This is a genomic window from Latilactobacillus curvatus JCM 1096 = DSM 20019 (genome assembly GCF_004101845.1).
Classification (GTDB): domain Bacteria; phylum Bacillota; class Bacilli; order Lactobacillales; family Lactobacillaceae; genus Latilactobacillus; species Latilactobacillus curvatus.
The window spans coordinates 581,489-599,466 of the sequence record NZ_CP026116.1; the positions used below are offsets into that span (position 1 = coordinate 581,489).

The window sequence follows — 17,978 nt, forward strand, 5'->3', positions numbered from 1 at the left end:
AATTGTTTATCCATTTTGATTAGAAAGTGAGGTCATTTGATGACCCTCCATGTTGGCACTGGCCAGACACAAACGGCCGTTTCCTTAATGCCGCGTAACCTAGACGATTGTGTGCGTGAAATGGCACTCGTTGAGCAAAAGCAAGCTGCGATTGATATTCTAGAATGGCGCTTAGACTATTGGCAAACACCAGCGACCTTATTAACGGCTGGTCACCAAATTGCCGCCTGCAAGCACCCCGTTATTTTAACGCTCAGAACAACCCATGATGGCGGCCTGTCTGATCCAACCGACTATTTAGACCGCTATACAGCTCTATTATCGGCTCAAATCGGCGATGTGGTTGATATTGAGTGGTCTTTACCTGAGGCAGTTAGAAAAGCCGTCAGCGCGCTTGCACGTGCGAATGGCTATCAAGTGTTACTAAGCCATCACGATTTAAAGACAACCCCTGATAATCTAACACTTCAAAAACAACTCGCAGCAATGCATGCGACGCACCCAGATATGTTAAAACTAGCAACTACCGCTCAAAGTAATGAGGATACTACTCGGTTAATGGCGATTACCCAGTCTTTTACACATGATCACACAACCCCACTGATCACGATGGCGATGTCTGAATTTGGCTTAGCCTCTCGCATTTTTGGTGGTCAATTCGGTTCAGCTGTGAGTTTCGGTTACCTTGAACACCCCAGTGCACCAGGCCAATTACCCATTGAACAACTCAAAGGCTTGTTGACAATGCATCAAAATTAACCGCACAAAAAAAGCCCCGCACAAATTCAATTTGTGCGGGGCTTTTTAGATTGTTGATTAGTTCCGTTCAACGTTTAAATCATTCATCTTAAGCATTGTATCAACGGCCTTTTCCATTGTTTCGATTGAAACAAATTCGTAGCGACCGTGCATGTTTTCAGCACCAGCAAAGATGTTAGGGGTTGGAATACCCATGAATGAAATCTTAGAACCATCTGTCCCACCACGAACAGGTTCGATTAATGGTTTGATATCAACGGCTTCCATTGCATCTTTAGCAAGATCAACAACGTCCATGTGATCTTTTAAGACTTCTGCCATGTTGTAGTATTGATCTTTGATTGTTGCAACAACGCGGCCTTCACCGTATTTAGCATTCATTTGATCAGCAACTTTAGCAGCAAATGCTTTGCGTTCTTCCAAACCATCACGTTCGAAATCACGAATGATGTAAGCCATGTGTGCTTCATCAACTGTGCCTTCAAGGCTTAATAAGTGATAGAAACCTTGACGACCGTCTGTTTTTTCAGGGACTTCATCGCTTGGTAAAGCATTTTGGAAATCAACAGCCACTTGAAGGGCATTGATCATGATGTTTTTAGCTTCACTAGGATGCACGTTTTTACCTTGAATATCGACTTTCATGGCAGCAGCGTTGAATGTTTCGTATTCAAGTTGACCGATTGGACCGCCATCCATTGTGTAAGCAAAGTCGGTTGCGAAATCTTTGGCATCAAAGTGATCAGCGCCAGTTCCGATTTCTTCATCGGGGCCAAAACCAATCTTGATGTCGCCATGTTTGATTTCAGGATGTTGGACTAAGAAGTCCATGGCTGTCATGATTTCAGCAACCCCAGACTTATCATCTGAACCTAATAATGTTGAGCCGTCAGTTGTGATTAAAGTTTGGCCTTTATAATTTTTCATATTTGGGAATTCTTTAGGATCTAATACGAATTTACCCGCATCATCTAATTTAATAATTGATTCGCCATCATAGTTTTCGACGATTTGTGGATTGACACCTTTGGCATTGAAGTCGGCAGTATCAACGTGTGATAAAAAGCCCATTGTTGGCACTTTTTTATCAATATTACTTGGTAATAGCGCTGTTACATAGCCATTACTTTCGTTGTATTTCACATCACTTAATCCGATTTCCTTCAAGTCGTCCATCAATTTGTGTAAAAATACCACTTGTGTTTGGGTTGATGGGCTCGTTGTTGCGTTTTCATCTGAACGTGTTTCAGTTGTGATATATTCTAGAAAACGAGGAATCAATTTTTCATATTTAGCCATGGTGTAGCCTCCTAGATATTATTTAATACTAATTCTATTCTAACCTACTTCGCATTAAAAATAAATGTAAACGGATCAGTTTTTTGCTGTGATTTAATGAATGTAACCGACCAACCACGCTGTTTGGCCCACTTTTCAAAAATTCCTGTCATCTTATCCTTCACAATACTTTCGACATGATGACCAGGATCAATTACTGACAAACCAGCTGCCAACATATCGTGACCAGTATGATAATACACATCACCGGTAATGTAGACATCCGCACCAGCTTGTAAAGCGGCTGGGAAGAATTTACCCCCATCGCCACCGACAACGGCGACTGTCTGAACTATTTTGTCCGGTTCATTTGAAATTAAGCGCAGACCTGTTAAATCAAATGTTTCGCAGACAAATTGCGCATAATCCCGGACCGTCATTGATTGAGCGACTTGACCAATGCGCCCAATACCAATCGGTTGTTGTTGATTAGCTAATGGAATCACATCATAAACGGGTTCTTCATAAGGATGCGCCGCAAGCATCGCCTGAACAACTTTGGTTTGCATGGCCACTGGCAGAACAACTTCGATTTTAACTTCGGTAACCGCTTCTAGATCACCTGATTGGCCGATATAAGGATTTGCTGCGTCCGTTGGTTGAAAACGCCCTATTCCGGTCGTACTAAAACTGCAGGCTTGATAATCGCCAATATGTCCCGCATCAGCTTGATTCAATGCCATCCGCATCTGTTCAGCATGTGACTCAGGGACAAAGACCACCAATTTTACTAATGATTGGTAGTCCGTGATGTTAAACGGTTGCACATCGTTTAGTTGTAAAGCTTCAGCTAGCCAATCATTCATGCCGCCGTTAGTCTTATCCAAATTCGTATGGGCGGCATATACCGTGATGTCATGCGTTAACACATCCGCATACATCTTGTTTTGCGGATCACTTAGATCGAGATTCCGCGCTGGGCGAAACATTACTGGATGGTGGGCAAAAATAAAATCAACATTCTGTTCAATCGCTTCTTGAACGGTTTCTGGGCGGACATCAAGGGTTACTAACACCCGTTCAATGCTTTTATCGCGTCGCCCGATTTGAAAACCGGTGGGGTCATTGCCTTCTTTTAATGCCAATGGTGCGTAGTCTTCAATCGCAGCAATTAAGTCACTCGCGACTAATTTTCCCATGTTTTCATCTCCTCGATTAATGCAATTTCATGTTCAACTGCTTTGACTTTATCAGTAGGTACGACTTGTGCGTTTTGTAATTGTTGCAATAAATGACGCCGTTTTTTCAACATTGTCCCCCACTTCAATTGGAAATCAGCAGGTTGTGTTTGGCGGAGAACAGGGCCAAACACTCGATCACTTTCGCTTAATGGTGCAACTGATGGTTGGGGTTCGCCGACAATCACTTCGTAGATATGCCCGTCTTCAGCGACAATCGCTTCATCAACGATTGCATAGTCATGTGCATTCAACCATTCACGGACAGTACTTTCCATGATATTGGGTTGTAACACGAGTCGTTCATGGCCGTTCAGATGATCCAATCCACGGGTTAAAATTTCCGTGATCAATAAACCACCCATGCCGGCAATCACGATGCAACTCACATGGTCTTCTTCAGGATTCAATACCTCGACGCCATCGCCTAAGCGGACTTGAATCTGTTGTTGTAAGTGCCATTGATTAACGTGAGTCTGTGTTGATTCAAACGGACCGGCAACTACTTCACCGGCAATGGCGCCCTTCAACCGGTTTTGTTCCGTAAGCCAAATTGGTAAATATGCATGATCTGAACCGATATCAGCAACAATGCTATCTTGTGGGACAAACTGCGCAACCGCAGCTAAACGCTTTGATAAATGAATTGGTGACAAAAATAAAACTCCATTCTAGAAACTTTGATTGTTATAGTTAGTATACCAAATTTTAGACGGCATACGCAGTCAAAGTGAACACTTGATTCTGGATAGCAGAAGTTGCTTTAGGCAAAATTTAGTTTTATACTGAAATTAAATCGAAAACGCTTTCTATACATTAAGGAGTGGTCTCATGAGTTGGTTACAACTATTCTGTGTTTTCATGATTGGTTTAGGCATTTTTCAAATTTATAAGTCGTATCAGTATTATCAAGACTTAAAATTACACGCAGATCAAAATACTTCTGTCTTTGCGCCAGCAGCGCTCTGTTCGAGTGCTTTCATGGGGCTTGTCTTTATTGGGATTAGTCTTGCTAGTTTATTGAATTGGTTATAAACGTCAATTAGCCCCTTCTTTTTGAGCTTTATTAGTTTTCGGAAATCCTAGTTAACATAAGATAAATTATTTACAGTGAAGGGGGTGGTAACATGAACTGGTTACCAATTATTGGGATTTTAATGCTAATCATCGGTGTTTTCCAACTTTCAATGACCATTAAAACATTCAAGACTTTGAAGGTTGAAGCAAACCACAGTACTTCAGTCTTCATGCCCATGGCGTTATGGTCAGGTGCATTGATGGGGATTGTATTTTTAGTAGTGGGGATTGGTGCTCTGCTTGTTTAGATACACGCAAAAAAGGCCGCAAGCTAGGTTAGCTTGCGGCCTTTTTATTGATTGCCTAAACGTGCTTTTTAGTTCAACAACTTCCGCTTAATCTAACATTGCCATTAATTCTAAAATCTGAATTAATGACAATATTGTATTAATGCTCAGTTGCTCCCGTAACTAAACGCACTTTATCGAAAACGTGCTCTAGCAGGCATATTTCTGCGGCTAGCTACGTCAGTCAAACAACCAACATCGTTGGTTATTCGCCTGACTATGCTAACCCTCAAAATATAGCCGCCTGCTTACGCACTCTTTTATTCTAAAAAGTCTTTTAATTGTTTTGAACGTGATGGGTGGCGGAGTTTCCGTAATGCTTTGGCTTCGATTTGACGAATCCGTTCTCGCGTAACGCCGAACACCTTACCCACTTCTTCTAATGTCCGTGTCCGACCATCATCAAGGCCGAAACGTAAACGTAAGACGTTTTCTTCACGGTCTGTTAAGGTATCTAGGACACTTTCTAATTGTTCTTTCAACAATTCATAAGAAGCATGTTCTTCAGGACTGGTTGCATCTTGATCTTCGATAAAATCGCCTAAGTGTGAATCGTCCTCTTCACCAATTGGGGTTTCAAGGGAAACAGGTTCTTGAGCGATCTTCAAGATTTCGCGCACCTTATCCGTATTCATATCCATTTCAGCACCAATTTCTTCAGGCGTTGGTTCGCGGCCCAAATCTTGAAGTAATTGTCGTTGAATCCGGATTAACTTGTTAATCGTTTCAACCATGTGGACAGGAATCCGAATGGTCCGGGCTTGATCGGCAATCGCACGCGTAATCGCTTGACGAATCCACCATGTGGCATATGTTGAGAATTTGAACCCTTTACGGTGATCGAATTTTTCAACGGCCTTCATTAAGCCCATGTTCCCTTCTTGAATTAAATCCAAGAATTGCATGCCACGGCCAACATACCGTTTAGCGATTGAAACCACCAAACGCAAGTTAGCTTCGGCAAGGCGTTGCTTGGCTTCTTGATCACCTTGTTCGATTCTCAAGGCTAAGTCAACTTCTTGTTGGGCGTTTAAAAGAGATACCCGCCCAATTTCTTTTAAGTACATCCGCACAGGATCGTTAATCTTAATCCCGGTTGGTGCAGTCATATCTTTTAATTCTTTAGCAGAAACCTTTTCCTTTTTAAGGGTAGCGGCACTTGGATTCCCATCTTCATCGACAATCCCAATCCCTTGGTCTTCCACTTTTTGCATTAATTCATTGATTTCATCAGCTTGTAGCGCAAATGGTTTCACGATTTTTGCAACGAGTTCATCATTGGTGATTTCTTTCTTTGGTTTGTATTCCTTAATTAAAGCCTTAACCGCAGTATCAAATTTCTTCGTGTCAGCTTTTTTATTATCAGCCATTCAGAAACCTCCTAATATCAATTTCCTAATTTCTTTTGCGAAACAAGTCTAATGACCTCCAGGGTTAAGCGCGTTTCTTCGCTCGCATTCCCCAATTTGGTCGCCTCTTTTAAGGCAATTTTCGCTTCTCTTAATTGTTCCTCAACGTTATTTTGCGCAATGACGAACAGACAGTCGTTTAACGCCTCTTGACTTGCCTCTTCTGGTAAGTCAAGCGCATCAATCTGAACGACTAAGGCTTGTAAGTCATCTGGGATATAACCCATGAAGTCGGCCAAGGTCGACTTACCTTCAGCTAAAAAGGCGCGCCATAACTCGTAAATCAGTTGGTACGGGGTATGCACAAAACTAAAATCGGCATTGTTCTCCAATTGCAGGCGCATATCGTCATTAGCCATCAACATATGCAACACTTCTTGCTCCGCGTGTTCAACCCGGGTTAGCCGTTGTGGCTGACGCGTCGCTGTTGCCCGCGGATCACCAATGATTGGCGGTGGTCCACCCACAAATGCGTCATCCGGTTCAGGTGGCATGTCATAATCATACTGACTAGATGCCGGTGCAAGTGGTTGCTGCGTTGCCCGTTTAACGCGCAATGTTTGTAACTGCCGCTTCAACGTATCAAGGGTAATGCCGCTATCGGCTTCAATTTGCTTGAGGTAAATCTCGATTTCAAGCGGCGAATCAATTGGCGCAACGACGGACAATGCCTGTTGCACGTAATCAAGTTGATCCTTCTCGTTATCCAGATTTAACCCTTGCTTCAAATACCGCAGTTCAAATGCAATCGGTGTTTCAGCACCATTTTGCAAGGTTGTCTTAAATTGTTCAGCACCATATTGGCGAACATATTCATCCGGATCAGCGCCACTGGGCAAAACCACCACACTCAATTCAAGCTTGGTATTTTGCTGCAACATGGTAATTGCGCGTTTCATCGCTTCGATTCCGGGACGATCACCATCATAACAGACAATTAATTCCCGAGCCTGTTGCCCTAAAATTCCCAACTGCTCAGTCGTTAAACTCGTCCCCATTGAAGCGACACCGTTTGAAACACCGGCTGAATACGCTGCAATCACATCCATAAACCCTTCAAACAGGTAAACTTTGCGTTCTTGGTGAATAGCAGTCTTTGCTAAATCATAGTTGAACAAAACCTTCCGCTTGTTAAAAATCACGGTTTCAGGACTGTTCAAATATTTGGGTTGATCTGGTTGTTTCACCAAAACCCGGCCAGAAAAAGCAATCACTTCACCTTGCGCATTCCGAATCGGAAACATCACTCGGCCGGAAAAACGATCATGCAGCTTGCCGGTCTGAGTTTCAATAAATAAGCCGGATTGACGTAGTGTCTGGTACGGAACTTCTTTATTCTGGAAGAATGAAAGCATTAAATCGGTTTGATCCGGTAAATAGCCAATACTAAACGTCTCAATTAATTGATCCGTCAAGCCCCGTTCGTGTAAGTAATCTAACGCTGGTTGGCCCGCTTCAGTACTCATTAAAATATGCGTAAAGAGTTCATTGGCCTGACGATAGAGTTGCTTAAACTGCGTCACTTCACTTGATTCTTGAACATTTTGAGTGGGTCGATAAGTCTCCGCTAAACTGAAGCCGACAAAGTCAGCGATTTTTGTAACAGCTTCTGGAAAACTAATCTGTTCCAGTTCCATCAAGAACTTGAAGACATTCCCACCCCGTCCGCAAGAGAAACAATGAAAAATCTGTTTCTCTTCACTAACGGAGAATGATGGGGTCTTCTCATCGTGAAACGGACAAATCCCAAATAGGTTATTGCCGCTCTTCTTGAGCTGGACATACTGACCAACAACATCCACTATGTTAGTTTGGCTCCGAACATCATCAATCACGTCATTCGGAATCTTTCCCGCCATTGGTCTCACCTCACTATTCAATTCAAATTGTACTAAGACTGTAAAAGCCGCACCTCACAATGAAATGCGACTTTTAAGGATTATCAGCACAAAAATACACTATATATCATAGCACCATTTAGGTACAGTTGCAAATAAATATAGCAAACTATCTCATTCGTTGTCAAGGTCCTTTTTCAAAAGTCCCATTAAGATGACAACGTGATTATATTGCAGGTCCTTTGCCGCATAGACTAACGTGACGTTGCCCAGCTCAAGGTGCTCGTGCACTACCTTTTCAAACGCCGGCCAAGCTGGATTAGCTGCAATTTCAGCAAGGTACTTTTCTTTAAAAACGGGAAACTTAGCTGGCTCATGACCAAACCACTTGCGTAAGTCAGTCGTTGGGGTAATTTCTTTCGCCCAGGTCTCAATAGCGGCACGTTCTTTTGAAATGCCGCGGGGCCAAATCCGATCGACTAGAATTCGGTACCCATCTGAGTCTGTCGCTGCTTCATAAACCCGTTTCATTTGTAACATGCTATTATCCCCTTTTGAATTGTTTATTTAACAATCAATTCGTTTAAATCACCTAAGGTAAGGGCGATTTGAGCGATAATCATCAACTGTGTTAAGCGATTTCGACGAACAGCTTCATCTTCAGCCATGACCATTGTGGCATCAAAGTAAGCTTCGATTAATGGTCGTAGTGTTTGTAAGATGCCGTAATTATCAGCTAATGGGTTCGTAGCAATTGTACCACGTAAGTCTTCGACCGCTGTGTAAAGTGCTTTTTCAGCTTCATTTTCGAATAATGCAGGATCAACCGTTAAATCAGTTGTTGCAAAGTCAACTTTTTCAGCGAGTCGTAACACACGTGTCACGGCTTCAACCGTTGCCTTGAAATCTGCATCATCTTGATGGTCTGAAAGCACTTTGGCAGCTTCGAACATCACGACTGGATCTTGACTTTGATTCTTCAAGACGGCATCTACGATATCACGCCGGACTTTAGGCCGCATGCCGTTAAAGCGTTGGCGAACACGATCCGTTAAGAAATCGCTGATCGCGTCAGCATTGGTTGACCAATCAAGGTTGAAATCAGCTTGTTGCTTAACAATGTCACTCATCGCAGCTTGATAATCGGCCATTGGGAAGTGCCAGTTTTGGTTTTCTAAGATGCGGATAATCCCATAAGCTTGACGACGCAATGCATAAGGATCGTTTGAACCACTTGGAATCATGCCCACTGCAAAGAAATCAGCCATACTATCGAACTTATCAGCGATTGCTAAAACCGCGCCGACCTTTGTTGCAGGGAGTGCACCTTCAGCACTAATTGGCATGTAGTGTTCGCGAATCGCTGTGGCAACGGCTGGTGTTTCACCTTGTAATAAGGCATATTTTTCACCCATGACCCCTTGCAATTCGGCAAATTCACCGACCATGCCAGTCACTAAGTCAAATTTATAAATATCACTTGCCCGTTGCAAATCAACTAATTCTGCTTCTGATAAACCAAATTTTTGGCCTAAGAATTGCGCGATTAAACCAACACGGGTCATCTTTTCAGCCAGACTACCAATCTTGTCGTGGAATGACACGTTTTGTAACTTCGCAACGTTTTGTTCAATCGTTACCTTTTGATCTTCATGGTAGAAGAAATCGGCATCTTCCAAACGCGCTGTGAGGACTTTTTCGTTCCCAGCAATGACATTTTCCATGAAGTCGGTGTTCCCGTTGCGAACACCGATGAAAACAGGTAATAAATCACCCGCTTGGCTGCGTGCGTAGAAGTAACGTTGGTTATCCTTCATTGAGGTAATCAACACTTCTTCTGGAATTTCAAGATACTTAGGATCGAATTGCCCATAAAAAGCAGTTGGCCATTCAACTAAGTTCGTCACTTCTTCTAACAAGTTTGCGTCTAAATCGACTTGCCAATCGTTTTCTTGGGCCATTGTTTCAATCTGAGTTTGAATTAAGTTTTGGCGTTTAGCTTCATCCGCAATTACGAATTGTGCTTCCAGCGTTGCTTCGTAATCAGTTGCTTTTGCCAATATCACGGCTTGACCTAAGAAACGGTGCCCTTGTGTTGTGCAACCAGTCGTAACGTTTAAAATACTGAAATCGATAATTTCATCGTCTAATAGAGCAACAATCCAGTGAATTGGACGGATATATTCGAAGTCGTAATCGGCCCAGTGCATCCGCGTTGGGAAGGTCATCGCCATAATCACGGCTTTTAGTTCTGGCAAAATTGTTTCAACAGGTTTGCCGATGATTGATTTTTCAACATAGACGTATTCAACGCCTTTTAGTGCTTTAAAAGTAATGTCGTCGGTCGTTAAACCTTGGCCGCGAACAAAACCTTGCGCTGCTTTACTCCAGTTACCTTCAGCATCAAGCGCAATTTTCTTAGCGGGGCCTTTCGCTTCTTCGTGAATGTCAGCTTGCTTGTCCGCTAGGTCTTCGATCAAGACGGCTAACCGGCGTGGTGTTGCGTAAGTTTTGATGGTCCCGAATGTTAAGTGTTGTTCTTCTAAAAAGTCGCGTACGCGCTTTTCTAGTTGTTGGATGCTAGGCATCACAACGTGGGCTGGCATTTCTTCCAAGCCAATTTCTAATAAGAATGGTTTAGTCATTGTTAACGACCTCCGTGTTTGATTCTTGAGCATGTTTTAAGAGCGGGAAGCCACGTTTCTCACGTTCAGCAACGAATGCTTGCGCGATTGAGTGCGCCATCCGGCGAATCCGTGACAAGTAACCGGCCCGTTCTGTAACGGAAACGGCACCATGGGCATCCAATAGGTTGAATGTGTGGCTACATTTCAAGACATAGTCATATGCTGGATGAACAAGGCCTAAGTCAATTAAACGTTTTGCTTCTGTTTCGTATTCATCGAAGAATTTCAAAAGCATGTCTTGGTTACTGTCTTCAAAAGCATATTTTGAATGTTCATATTCAGGTTCTTTAAAAATATCGCCATATAACACGCCATTGCCCCATTCAAGTTCGAACACGTTGTCGACATCTTGAATGTATGAAGCAAGCCGTTCAACGCCATATGTGATTTCACTTGTCACAGGATCGCATTGCAAACCACCAACTTGTTGGAAGTAGGTAAATTGAGTCACTTCCATCCCGTCTAACCAAACTTCCCAACCAACACCGGCACAACCCATTGATGGGTTCTCCCAGTTATCTTCGACGAAGCGAATGTCATGTTCCAAAGGATCGATGCCTAGAGCCCGTAAACTATCCAAGTAAAATTCTTGGATGTTTAATGGGGCTGGTTTCATGACCACTTGGAATTGGTGATGTTGGAATAAACGGTTGGGGTTTTCGCCATACCGACCATCTGCTGGGCGCCGTGAAGGTTCTACGTAAGCGGCGTTCCAAGGTTCTGGTCCAATTGCCCGTAAGAACGTGTATGGGCTCATTGTGCCGGCCCCTTTTTCTGTATCGTAAGATTGCATTAGCATACAGCCTTTTTCAGACCAAAAACGCTGTAAGGTTAAAATCATTTCTTGCACATTTAACTTTTTAACCATTTCAATTCCTCTTTTCCGTATTTTGCGCATAAAAAAAGCCTATGCGACTGTTAAGTCACATAGGGACGATTACTCGCGGTTCCACCCTACTTCAGCTCAAAGCGAGCTGCTGCTTCATTGGTATGACTCCGAAACGCCAATCCACTCAAGTCTTGTTCTAGTTCTCACTCACCTAGAATCACTGTCTGACCGTCTTAAGGGACCCTTTTCTTCAACGTCTATTAAGTTGATTACTATTTTAGTCGTCTTTTGGCGTGCTGTCAATTTCTGACGACACTTTTTTTAATTGTGGTAATTGACTATCGAAACTGTACATCTTATCGATGAATTGCTTACTCTTGAGCGATAGGCCAACCGTGTCTTGATAAATCCGGTCGATCATCGTCTTAAGCTCCATCTGCGTTGTCTGTTTGACGTTGACCGATTGAATCTTGAATAAATCAATCACTGAAAAAAGACGCAGATAATAGATAGCCCGTTGACTACCGTGGAATCGATTAACATCCAAGTGCCAGTGGCGTTGACAAAGCAGCCCGCCATAACTCTCAGAATAATCAAACGGCAAATCAGAACGCCCACAAACCGCACAGACTTGCAGTTGTGGCTGCACCCCGAAGACTTGTAACATCTGAATCTCGATAATGTGCGTAATCATCGCCGCGTCAAAGCCTTCATCGATTAATGAGAGTGCCTGTTCAATCTTCGGATACCAACTGCCGAGCGGTTCGCTATCCGGAAAACCAACATCGACTAAGCCTAAGATATAGGTCGCATAGGCATTTAAAAACAAGTCATTGCTAATCGATTGAAACTGACTCGCCGACTTGACATTATTTAAAAAGGATAAGCCATCATCGCGAATGTCGCCACCGTACTCAGCTTGGGTAAATGGCAAAATAGCCGCACTCAAGCGAAACTTCGGTTTATTCGCACCGCGTAAGTAAAACATCTTTTTGCCAAAGCGATCGGTCAAAATCTTGACCAGCATATCTTTTTCTTTATAGTTCTTCCGATACATCACTAGACCATTAAAGTCTTCGAATCGATGTTCCGCCATTGCTTAAGCCTACAATCTCTTTTTATTGTAACCAAATTCACGGAGGTATTGGTTATTGTCACGCCAATTCTTTTGAATCTTAACCCAGAGCTTCAAGTTGACTTTTTCGCCAAGTAAAGCTTCAATTTCGCGACGTGACCGAATCCCGATTTCTTTGATAATGGAGCCCTTTTGACCGATGATAATCCGTTTTTGACCATCACGTTCAACAATGATATTCGCTTCAATCTGGAGCTTACTATTGACGCGGTCTTTCATCCGTTCCACAACCACGGCAACAGAATGGGGCACTTCTTCATGCGTTAATTCAAGAATTTTTTCCCGAATCAATTCACCAACAACGAAATATTCTGGGTGATCCGTTAATTGATCTTCTGGGTAGTATTGAGGGCCTTCTGGGAGTATTTGTTCCAATTCTTTTAACATTTCAGGGACATTGTTACCTTCTAATGCAGAGATTGGGTAAACCCCCTTGAAATCTAATTCATGCCGATATTGTTCAATCATTGGTAATAAATCGTCTGGATGAATCGCGTCAATTTTGTTAACAACCAAATAAACGGGTTTTTTGACGTTCTTCAATTGGTCCATGATGTATTGATCCCCAGGCCCTTTTTTATCAATCCCACTAATCATGAATAAAATGGCATCAACTTCGTTAAACGTCGATAGCGCTGCTTGATCCATGTATTCATCTAATTCATTATGTGGTTTATGAATCCCTGGTGTATCAACGAACACGATTTGCGCGTTGTCATCCGTGTAGATCCCTTGAATTTTATTGCGAGTCGTTTGTGCTTTTGATGACATGATGGCAATTTTTTCACCGATCATTCGATTCATAAAAGTTGATTTTCCAACATTTGGTCGGCCAACAATGGCCACAAAGCCTGAGCGATATGTTTCTGACATAATAGTCCCCTTTTTAGTTAAATATGGCGTGTCCAAAGACAATGGCGCCAATCAATAGCGCTAAAATTGCGCTGATTAAGACACTGGCTGCACTGATATCTTTAATCTGCTTAGCCAATGGATGGTACTGGTGATCGACTAATAAGTCCACGAGATGTTCCATAACTGTATTCCAAAATTCAGCCATAAAAACGATAAAAATCGCGAAAATAATCGCTAACCAATCTAAATAATGTAACTGACAATAAATACCGAAAGCAATCGCAACGAGTGCAAACCAGGCATCACGCCGTAAATTAGCCTCAGTTTTAAAGGCGGTCCATAATCCACCGAGTGCGTGGCGTAGTGACTGCCAAAAATGTTTATTCTTGCCCGTTTGTGGTTTTTTACCGTTGTAATCCAAATTCATCGAGGATCTTCTCCTGTAATGGAATCATTTGTGCTTCATCTTCACTATGAATGTGATCATAACCATTTAAGTGTAAGAAGCCGTGAACCATTGTGTACCCTAATTCACGTTCAAATGAATGTCCATAAGTTTCAGCTTGTTCAGCTGCTTTTTCTAATGAAACAAACAAATCACCGATATTCTTGGGAATGTCGAATAGTTCTTCAAAGTTGGCTGGTAATCCTTCTTCTTCAGGATCTTCTTCGATTGCAAAACTGATGACATCAGTCGCACGGTCAGTATCGCGGTATTCCTTGTTAATTTGGCGAATGCGTTCGTTCGTCACAAACGTGACAGACATTTCTGTGTCTTCAGGTAAATCTAATTGTTGCCCGGCATATTCTAAAATATCCGTGACCAGTTTTACGTTTGCTTCTGCAACTACTTTTGTTTCATCGATAATTTGGATATCCATTCAAGTGTTCCTACTTTCTCATCTTTTCAATCGCCGCATAGGCGTTAATAATCTTAGCAACAACTGGGTGCCGTACCACATCTTCTGAACTGAACTGTACGAAAGCAATCTTAGGAATATCGTGCAAAATATGTTCAGCTTGCACCAAGCCGCTCATTGTTTTCTTAGGTAAGTCAATCTGGCTAATATCGCCGTTGACAATCATCTTCGAGTTAAACCCAAGTCGCGTTAAGAACATCTTCATCTGAGCAGGCGTTGTATTCTGGGCTTCGTCCAAAATAACGAAAGCTTCTTCTAGTGTTCGGCCACGCATATACGCAAGCGGTGCAATCTCAATGACACCACGCTCTAACAAACGTTCAGTATGTTCTTTACCCAAAACGGCATACAATGCATCATAAATCGGTCGTAAATAAGGGTCCACCTTTTCCTTTAGATCACCTGGTAAAAAGCCTAAACTCTCACCAGCTTCAACCGCAGGACGCGTTAAAATGATCCGTTCGACTAATCCTTGTTTCAACGCCGCAACGGCCATGACAACGGCTAAGAATGTTTTCCCCGTTCCGGCGGGGCCAATCCCAAACGTGACATCGTTTTGACGAATCGCATTCACGTATTGACGTTGACCGAATGTCTTCACGCGAATATGCTGCCCTTTACGATCCTTGATTAATGGCTCCGTGTAAAGTTCTTGGAAACCAGCAATCGTGCCTTTTTGGGCCATCTTCGTCGCACTCACCACATCACTACTATTGAGCTTAATGCCATGTTGTAACAGCGCCACTAAGTTTTCTAAAACAGAAGCGGCTTGGTCAACTGCTGGTTGTTCGCCGCGAATGGTAATATGCTCGTCAAACGCAATCAGTTCGACAGATAAGCTTTCCTCGATGATTTTTAAAAAAGTATCGTGTGTGCCCATTAAAGCGGCCGCTAAATTTGGCGTTGCCAATTGAAATAAACGCTCATCTGTTTCAGCCAACAAAGATAACTCCTTCCAGAGTGTGACTGCAACTGATTCTGAGTATTATCTAGCCCAGAAAATAAACGACTTTAGTCGATTATTAACTACACGTCGTAAAGTGAAGAATCAAGTTGCAACCGCACGTTTCAACTTCATTTGTTTTAGAATGAAAACTACCATCATTCTATCACAAACAACAACCGTTTTAAAAGTAGCCAGCCGCGCTAATTCACGAATTTATGGTCAATTATCAAAATCTGAATTAACGACCATAAAAAAAAAGCGGGACTCCCCAGAGGAAGTCCCGCCTAAAATTAACTTAATTTTGATTTAACGACTTGATTGACCATAGCGCCATCAGCTCGTCCTTTGACCTTAGGCATGACATATTGCATCACCTTGCCAAAGTCAGCCTTACTTGTCGCACCAGTAGCCTGCATTGCTTCGTCAACAATGGTGACCACTGCTGCTTCATCTAGCTGCTCTGGTAAATAAGCTTGTACGATTTCAATTTCTGCTTTTGTTTGTTCAGCGAGATCTGCACGATCGCCCTTTTCAAACTCAGCTAATGAATCCTTACGTTGCTTAAGTTGTGATGATAGTACACTTAATTCTTCGTCAGAAGATAAGTCTTGCCCCGCACTAATTTTGGCGTTAGTTAAAGCGGTCTTTAAACTCCGAATAACAGCTAATCGCAACTTATCTTTGGCCTTCATCGCCGTTTTCAAATCAGAACTTAGTTGTTCAAGTAAACTCATTCAATCATTTCCTTTATCTAAGAAATTAGAACTTCTTACGTTTTCTTGCAGCTTCTGATTTCAACTTACGTTTTACACTTGGTTTCTCGTAAAATTCACGTTTACGATATTCTTGTATTGTACCAGCTTTTGATACGGAACGCTTGAAGCGACGAAGAGCATCATCTAGAGATTCGTTACTGCGAACGACTGTCTTGCCCATATGATATCCCTCCCCTCGCGTGCTAAGTATAACCGTTTACGTTCGTTAAAAATTTAACTTCACGTGAACCGTTCTTTGCTATTATAGCGAATGTTGAAAATACGGTCAATAACCCACAGGGAATTAATTGAATATTTTTTCAAATCTAGCGATTTTTTCGATAATTATGGTATGATAGCGCTATAAAAGTGAATAAAGGAGCATGCCTTATGCCAGAATCTAAACCATTAACCGTTTTTGTGCTTTCGGACTCAGTCGGCCAAACCGCCCTCCAATTAGCACAAGCAGCGCTCGCCCAATTTCCGGACGTTAAACCTGATCTCGTCCGCTTCCCCTTCGTTCACACGCAAGAGAAACTCATGGACGTCTTAAGCAAAGCGGTTCCTGAAGAAACAATTGTGGTCCATACATTAGCCACTAACGGTCTTTCTGAAATCGCCGAAACCTATTGCCAAGCGAAAAAAATTGCCAGTTTCGACATGATGTCACCAATGACACAAATGATTACTGCTAAAACCAACAGCACGCCAACTGGTGAAGCTGGGGCACTACATCATTTGAACGATCGTTATTTTGATCGCATTTCAGCGATGGAATTTGCTGTTATGTACGATGATGGTAAAGACCCCCACGGTTTCTTAGAAGCAGATATCGTGTTGCTCGGTGTTTCTAGAACGTCTAAGACGCCGCTGTCGCTCTTTTTAGCCAATCGGAATATCAAGGTTGCCAACTTACCAATCGTGCCACAAGCGCACATTCCAGACGAAATCTGGCGGGTTGATCCTAAGAAAATTATCGGCCTGATGAATACACCAGAAGTCCTCAATAACATTCGCCGGGAACGGATGATTGCTTATGGGTTAAATCCTGATACCACTTATTCAGACATGGGCGAAATTAAAGCTGAATTGGCTTTCGCCCAAGACCTGTATGATAAGATTGGTTGCCAAGTGATTAATGTTGCCAACCGTTCGATCGAAGAAACTGCCACAATTATTCTTGAACGCATGGGCCTCGATTTTGCGGGCAGTGCGAACGATCACGTCAATTAAAAAAAGCGTTCAAATCTGAAATCGATTTGAACGCTTTTTTAATTTGTTAATGTTTAATCGTTAAAAAACTCGCAACCGAACTACGCTGCGAATGAAACGCATTAATCATCCCTTCACTACGGTACCCCATGGCAATCCCACCAATCAACAGTTCATTTTCCGGAATACCCATTGCTTTGCGGACCGCATCTGGATACTTGGCCGTTTCATAGGCAGGAATTGTATCAACTTGTTCGTTAGCCGCGGCTAACAGAATCGACTGACTAAAAGCCCCCATGTCATAAATCATCCATGGCGAAACTTTGCGCTCAACCGTCAAGTAAGTCACGGCGGGCGCGTTGAACAGATGGCGTTGTAAATCGCTAAAATTCGCTAACCCGTCTTCGCCAAGATAGGCACTGATTTCATCATTCCACACGCGACTGTTCTCAGCCATTAACGGTCCCCAGTCTGTCCGGTGAATCACGTTTAAATCAGAGTAGCCTTTCATCCGGTTTCCCGTTCGTTCTAAATGATCGGCTAACGTTTCACCCGTCGCTACATAGACTTTCCAAGGTTGTGAATTCGTCCACGACGGTGTTCGTTGGGCGGACACCATTATTTTTTCGATTAATTCATCCGAGATCGGTTTGTTTGGGTCAAATGACCGAATTGCCTTGCGGTGATTAACCACATCGTTAAACTCCATGTGCTTTCCTCCTCCAACTAACACTTATTTAGCGCGTTAATTAC

20 protein-coding genes are annotated in these 17,978 nt (G+C 42.7%); 4 read left to right on the forward strand and 16 right to left on the reverse strand.

Annotated elements, in window-relative coordinates; genetic code table 11:
* Positions 1-39: 39 nt before the first annotated feature.
* Entirely contained in the window at positions 40-759 is a 720-nt protein-coding gene (gene aroD, locus LCU_RS03105) for a type I 3-dehydroquinate dehydratase (RefSeq protein WP_054644533.1), read from the forward strand.
* 57 nt (positions 760-816) lie between these two features.
* Here aroD and pepT read toward each other — a convergent pair whose 3' ends face one another.
* The 3 genes from pepT to LCU_RS03120 are packed head-to-tail and all read right to left on the reverse strand — an operon-like array spanning position 817 to position 3,931.
* A complete protein-coding gene (gene pepT, locus LCU_RS03110; protein WP_056966107.1) occupies positions 817-2,058 on the reverse strand; it encodes a peptidase T in 1,242 nt (413 codons plus the stop codon).
* A gap of 44 nt (positions 2,059-2,102) precedes the next feature.
* Positions 2,103-3,236 carry a Nif3-like dinuclear metal center hexameric protein gene (locus tag LCU_RS03115; RefSeq protein ID WP_056966109.1) on the reverse strand — a complete coding sequence of 378 codons (1,134 nt, stop codon included), beginning with the start codon at positions 3,234-3,236 and terminating at the stop codon, positions 2,103-2,105.
* Complete coding sequence (locus LCU_RS03120) at positions 3,224-3,931, reverse strand: tRNA (adenine(22)-N(1))-methyltransferase (protein WP_056966111.1); 708 nt, start codon at positions 3,929-3,931, stop codon at positions 3,224-3,226. The genes LCU_RS03115 and LCU_RS03120 overlap by 13 nt, the downstream gene beginning before the upstream one ends.
* Before the next feature lie 175 nt (positions 3,932-4,106).
* On the opposite strand from LCU_RS03120, the gene LCU_RS03125 reads away from it, so the two are divergent.
* Together LCU_RS03125 and LCU_RS03130 are read left to right on the forward strand one after the other, a co-directional pair.
* The gene (locus LCU_RS03125; protein ID WP_004270816.1) at positions 4,107-4,310 is read left to right on the forward strand and encodes a hypothetical protein; all 204 of its coding nucleotides are present in this window, start codon (positions 4,107-4,109) and stop codon (positions 4,308-4,310) included.
* 92 nt (positions 4,311-4,402) lie between these two features.
* The gene (locus LCU_RS03130; RefSeq protein WP_054644534.1) at positions 4,403-4,600 is read left to right on the forward strand and encodes a hypothetical protein; all 198 of its coding nucleotides are present in this window, start codon (positions 4,403-4,405) and stop codon (positions 4,598-4,600) included.
* Positions 4,601-4,899: 299 nt separating this feature from the next.
* Here LCU_RS03130 and rpoD read toward each other — a convergent pair whose 3' ends face one another.
* The 12 genes from rpoD to rpsU form a co-directional block, all read right to left on the reverse strand.
* Positions 4,900-6,009 carry an RNA polymerase sigma factor RpoD gene (gene rpoD, locus LCU_RS03135; protein WP_039099449.1) on the reverse strand — a complete coding sequence of 370 codons (1,110 nt, stop codon included), beginning with the start codon at positions 6,007-6,009 and terminating at the stop codon, positions 4,900-4,902.
* Positions 6,010-6,026: 17 nt separating this feature from the next.
* Positions 6,027-7,907 carry a DNA primase gene (gene dnaG / locus LCU_RS03140; protein WP_004270801.1) on the reverse strand — a complete coding sequence of 627 codons (1,881 nt, stop codon included), beginning with the start codon at positions 7,905-7,907 and terminating at the stop codon, positions 6,027-6,029.
* Positions 7,908-8,060: 153 nt separating this feature from the next.
* The gene (locus tag LCU_RS03145) at positions 8,061-8,426 is read right to left on the reverse strand and encodes a DUF488 domain-containing protein (protein WP_004270800.1); all 366 of its coding nucleotides are present in this window, start codon (positions 8,424-8,426) and stop codon (positions 8,061-8,063) included.
* Positions 8,427-8,449: 23 nt separating this feature from the next.
* Positions 8,450-10,531, reverse strand: coding sequence for a glycine--tRNA ligase subunit beta (gene glyS / locus LCU_RS03150; protein ID WP_054644536.1), 2,082 nt, complete (start codon positions 10,529-10,531; stop codon positions 8,450-8,452).
* Positions 10,524-11,441, reverse strand: coding sequence for a glycine--tRNA ligase subunit alpha (gene glyQ, locus LCU_RS03155; protein WP_004270813.1), 918 nt, complete (start codon positions 11,439-11,441; stop codon positions 10,524-10,526). Before glyQ ends, glyS begins: the two co-directional genes overlap by 8 nt.
* Before the next feature lie 238 nt (positions 11,442-11,679).
* Positions 11,680-12,498, reverse strand: a complete 819-nt coding sequence (gene recO / locus LCU_RS03160) for a DNA repair protein RecO (protein WP_004270817.1) — start codon at positions 12,496-12,498, stop codon at positions 11,680-11,682.
* Positions 12,499-12,507: 9 nt separating this feature from the next.
* Positions 12,508-13,410 carry a GTPase Era gene (gene era / locus LCU_RS03165; RefSeq protein WP_056966113.1) on the reverse strand — a complete coding sequence of 301 codons (903 nt, stop codon included), beginning with the start codon at positions 13,408-13,410 and terminating at the stop codon, positions 12,508-12,510.
* Between the two features lie 13 nt (positions 13,411-13,423).
* A complete protein-coding gene (locus LCU_RS03170) occupies positions 13,424-13,819 on the reverse strand; it encodes a diacylglycerol kinase family protein (protein ID WP_056966115.1) in 396 nt (131 codons plus the stop codon).
* A complete protein-coding gene (ybeY, locus tag LCU_RS03175) occupies positions 13,797-14,273 on the reverse strand; it encodes an rRNA maturation RNase YbeY (protein ID WP_004270819.1) in 477 nt (158 codons plus the stop codon). The genes LCU_RS03170 and ybeY overlap by 23 nt, the downstream gene beginning before the upstream one ends.
* 10 nt (positions 14,274-14,283) lie before the next feature.
* Positions 14,284-15,255, reverse strand: coding sequence for a PhoH family protein (locus LCU_RS03180; RefSeq protein ID WP_174795740.1), 972 nt, complete (start codon positions 15,253-15,255; stop codon positions 14,284-14,286).
* A gap of 293 nt (positions 15,256-15,548) precedes the next feature.
* Positions 15,549-15,992, reverse strand: coding sequence for a GatB/YqeY domain-containing protein (locus LCU_RS03185; protein ID WP_004270808.1), 444 nt, complete (start codon positions 15,990-15,992; stop codon positions 15,549-15,551).
* A 25-nt stretch (positions 15,993-16,017) separates the two neighbouring features.
* On the reverse strand, positions 16,018-16,194 hold the full coding sequence (gene rpsU, locus LCU_RS03190) for a 30S ribosomal protein S21 (protein WP_004270806.1): 177 nt from the start codon (positions 16,192-16,194) through the stop codon (positions 16,018-16,020).
* A gap of 209 nt (positions 16,195-16,403) precedes the next feature.
* Between rpsU and LCU_RS03195 the strand changes: the two genes are divergently transcribed.
* Complete coding sequence (locus tag LCU_RS03195) at positions 16,404-17,246, forward strand: pyruvate, water dikinase regulatory protein (protein WP_056966117.1); 843 nt, start codon at positions 16,404-16,406, stop codon at positions 17,244-17,246.
* 46 nt (positions 17,247-17,292) lie between these two features.
* On the opposite strand, the gene LCU_RS03200 is transcribed toward LCU_RS03195, so the two are convergent.
* Positions 17,293-17,934 (reverse strand): nitroreductase, encoded by a 642-nt coding sequence (locus LCU_RS03200; protein WP_056966118.1) that lies wholly within the window; start codon positions 17,932-17,934, stop codon positions 17,293-17,295.
* Between the last annotated feature and the right edge of the window lie 44 nt (positions 17,935-17,978).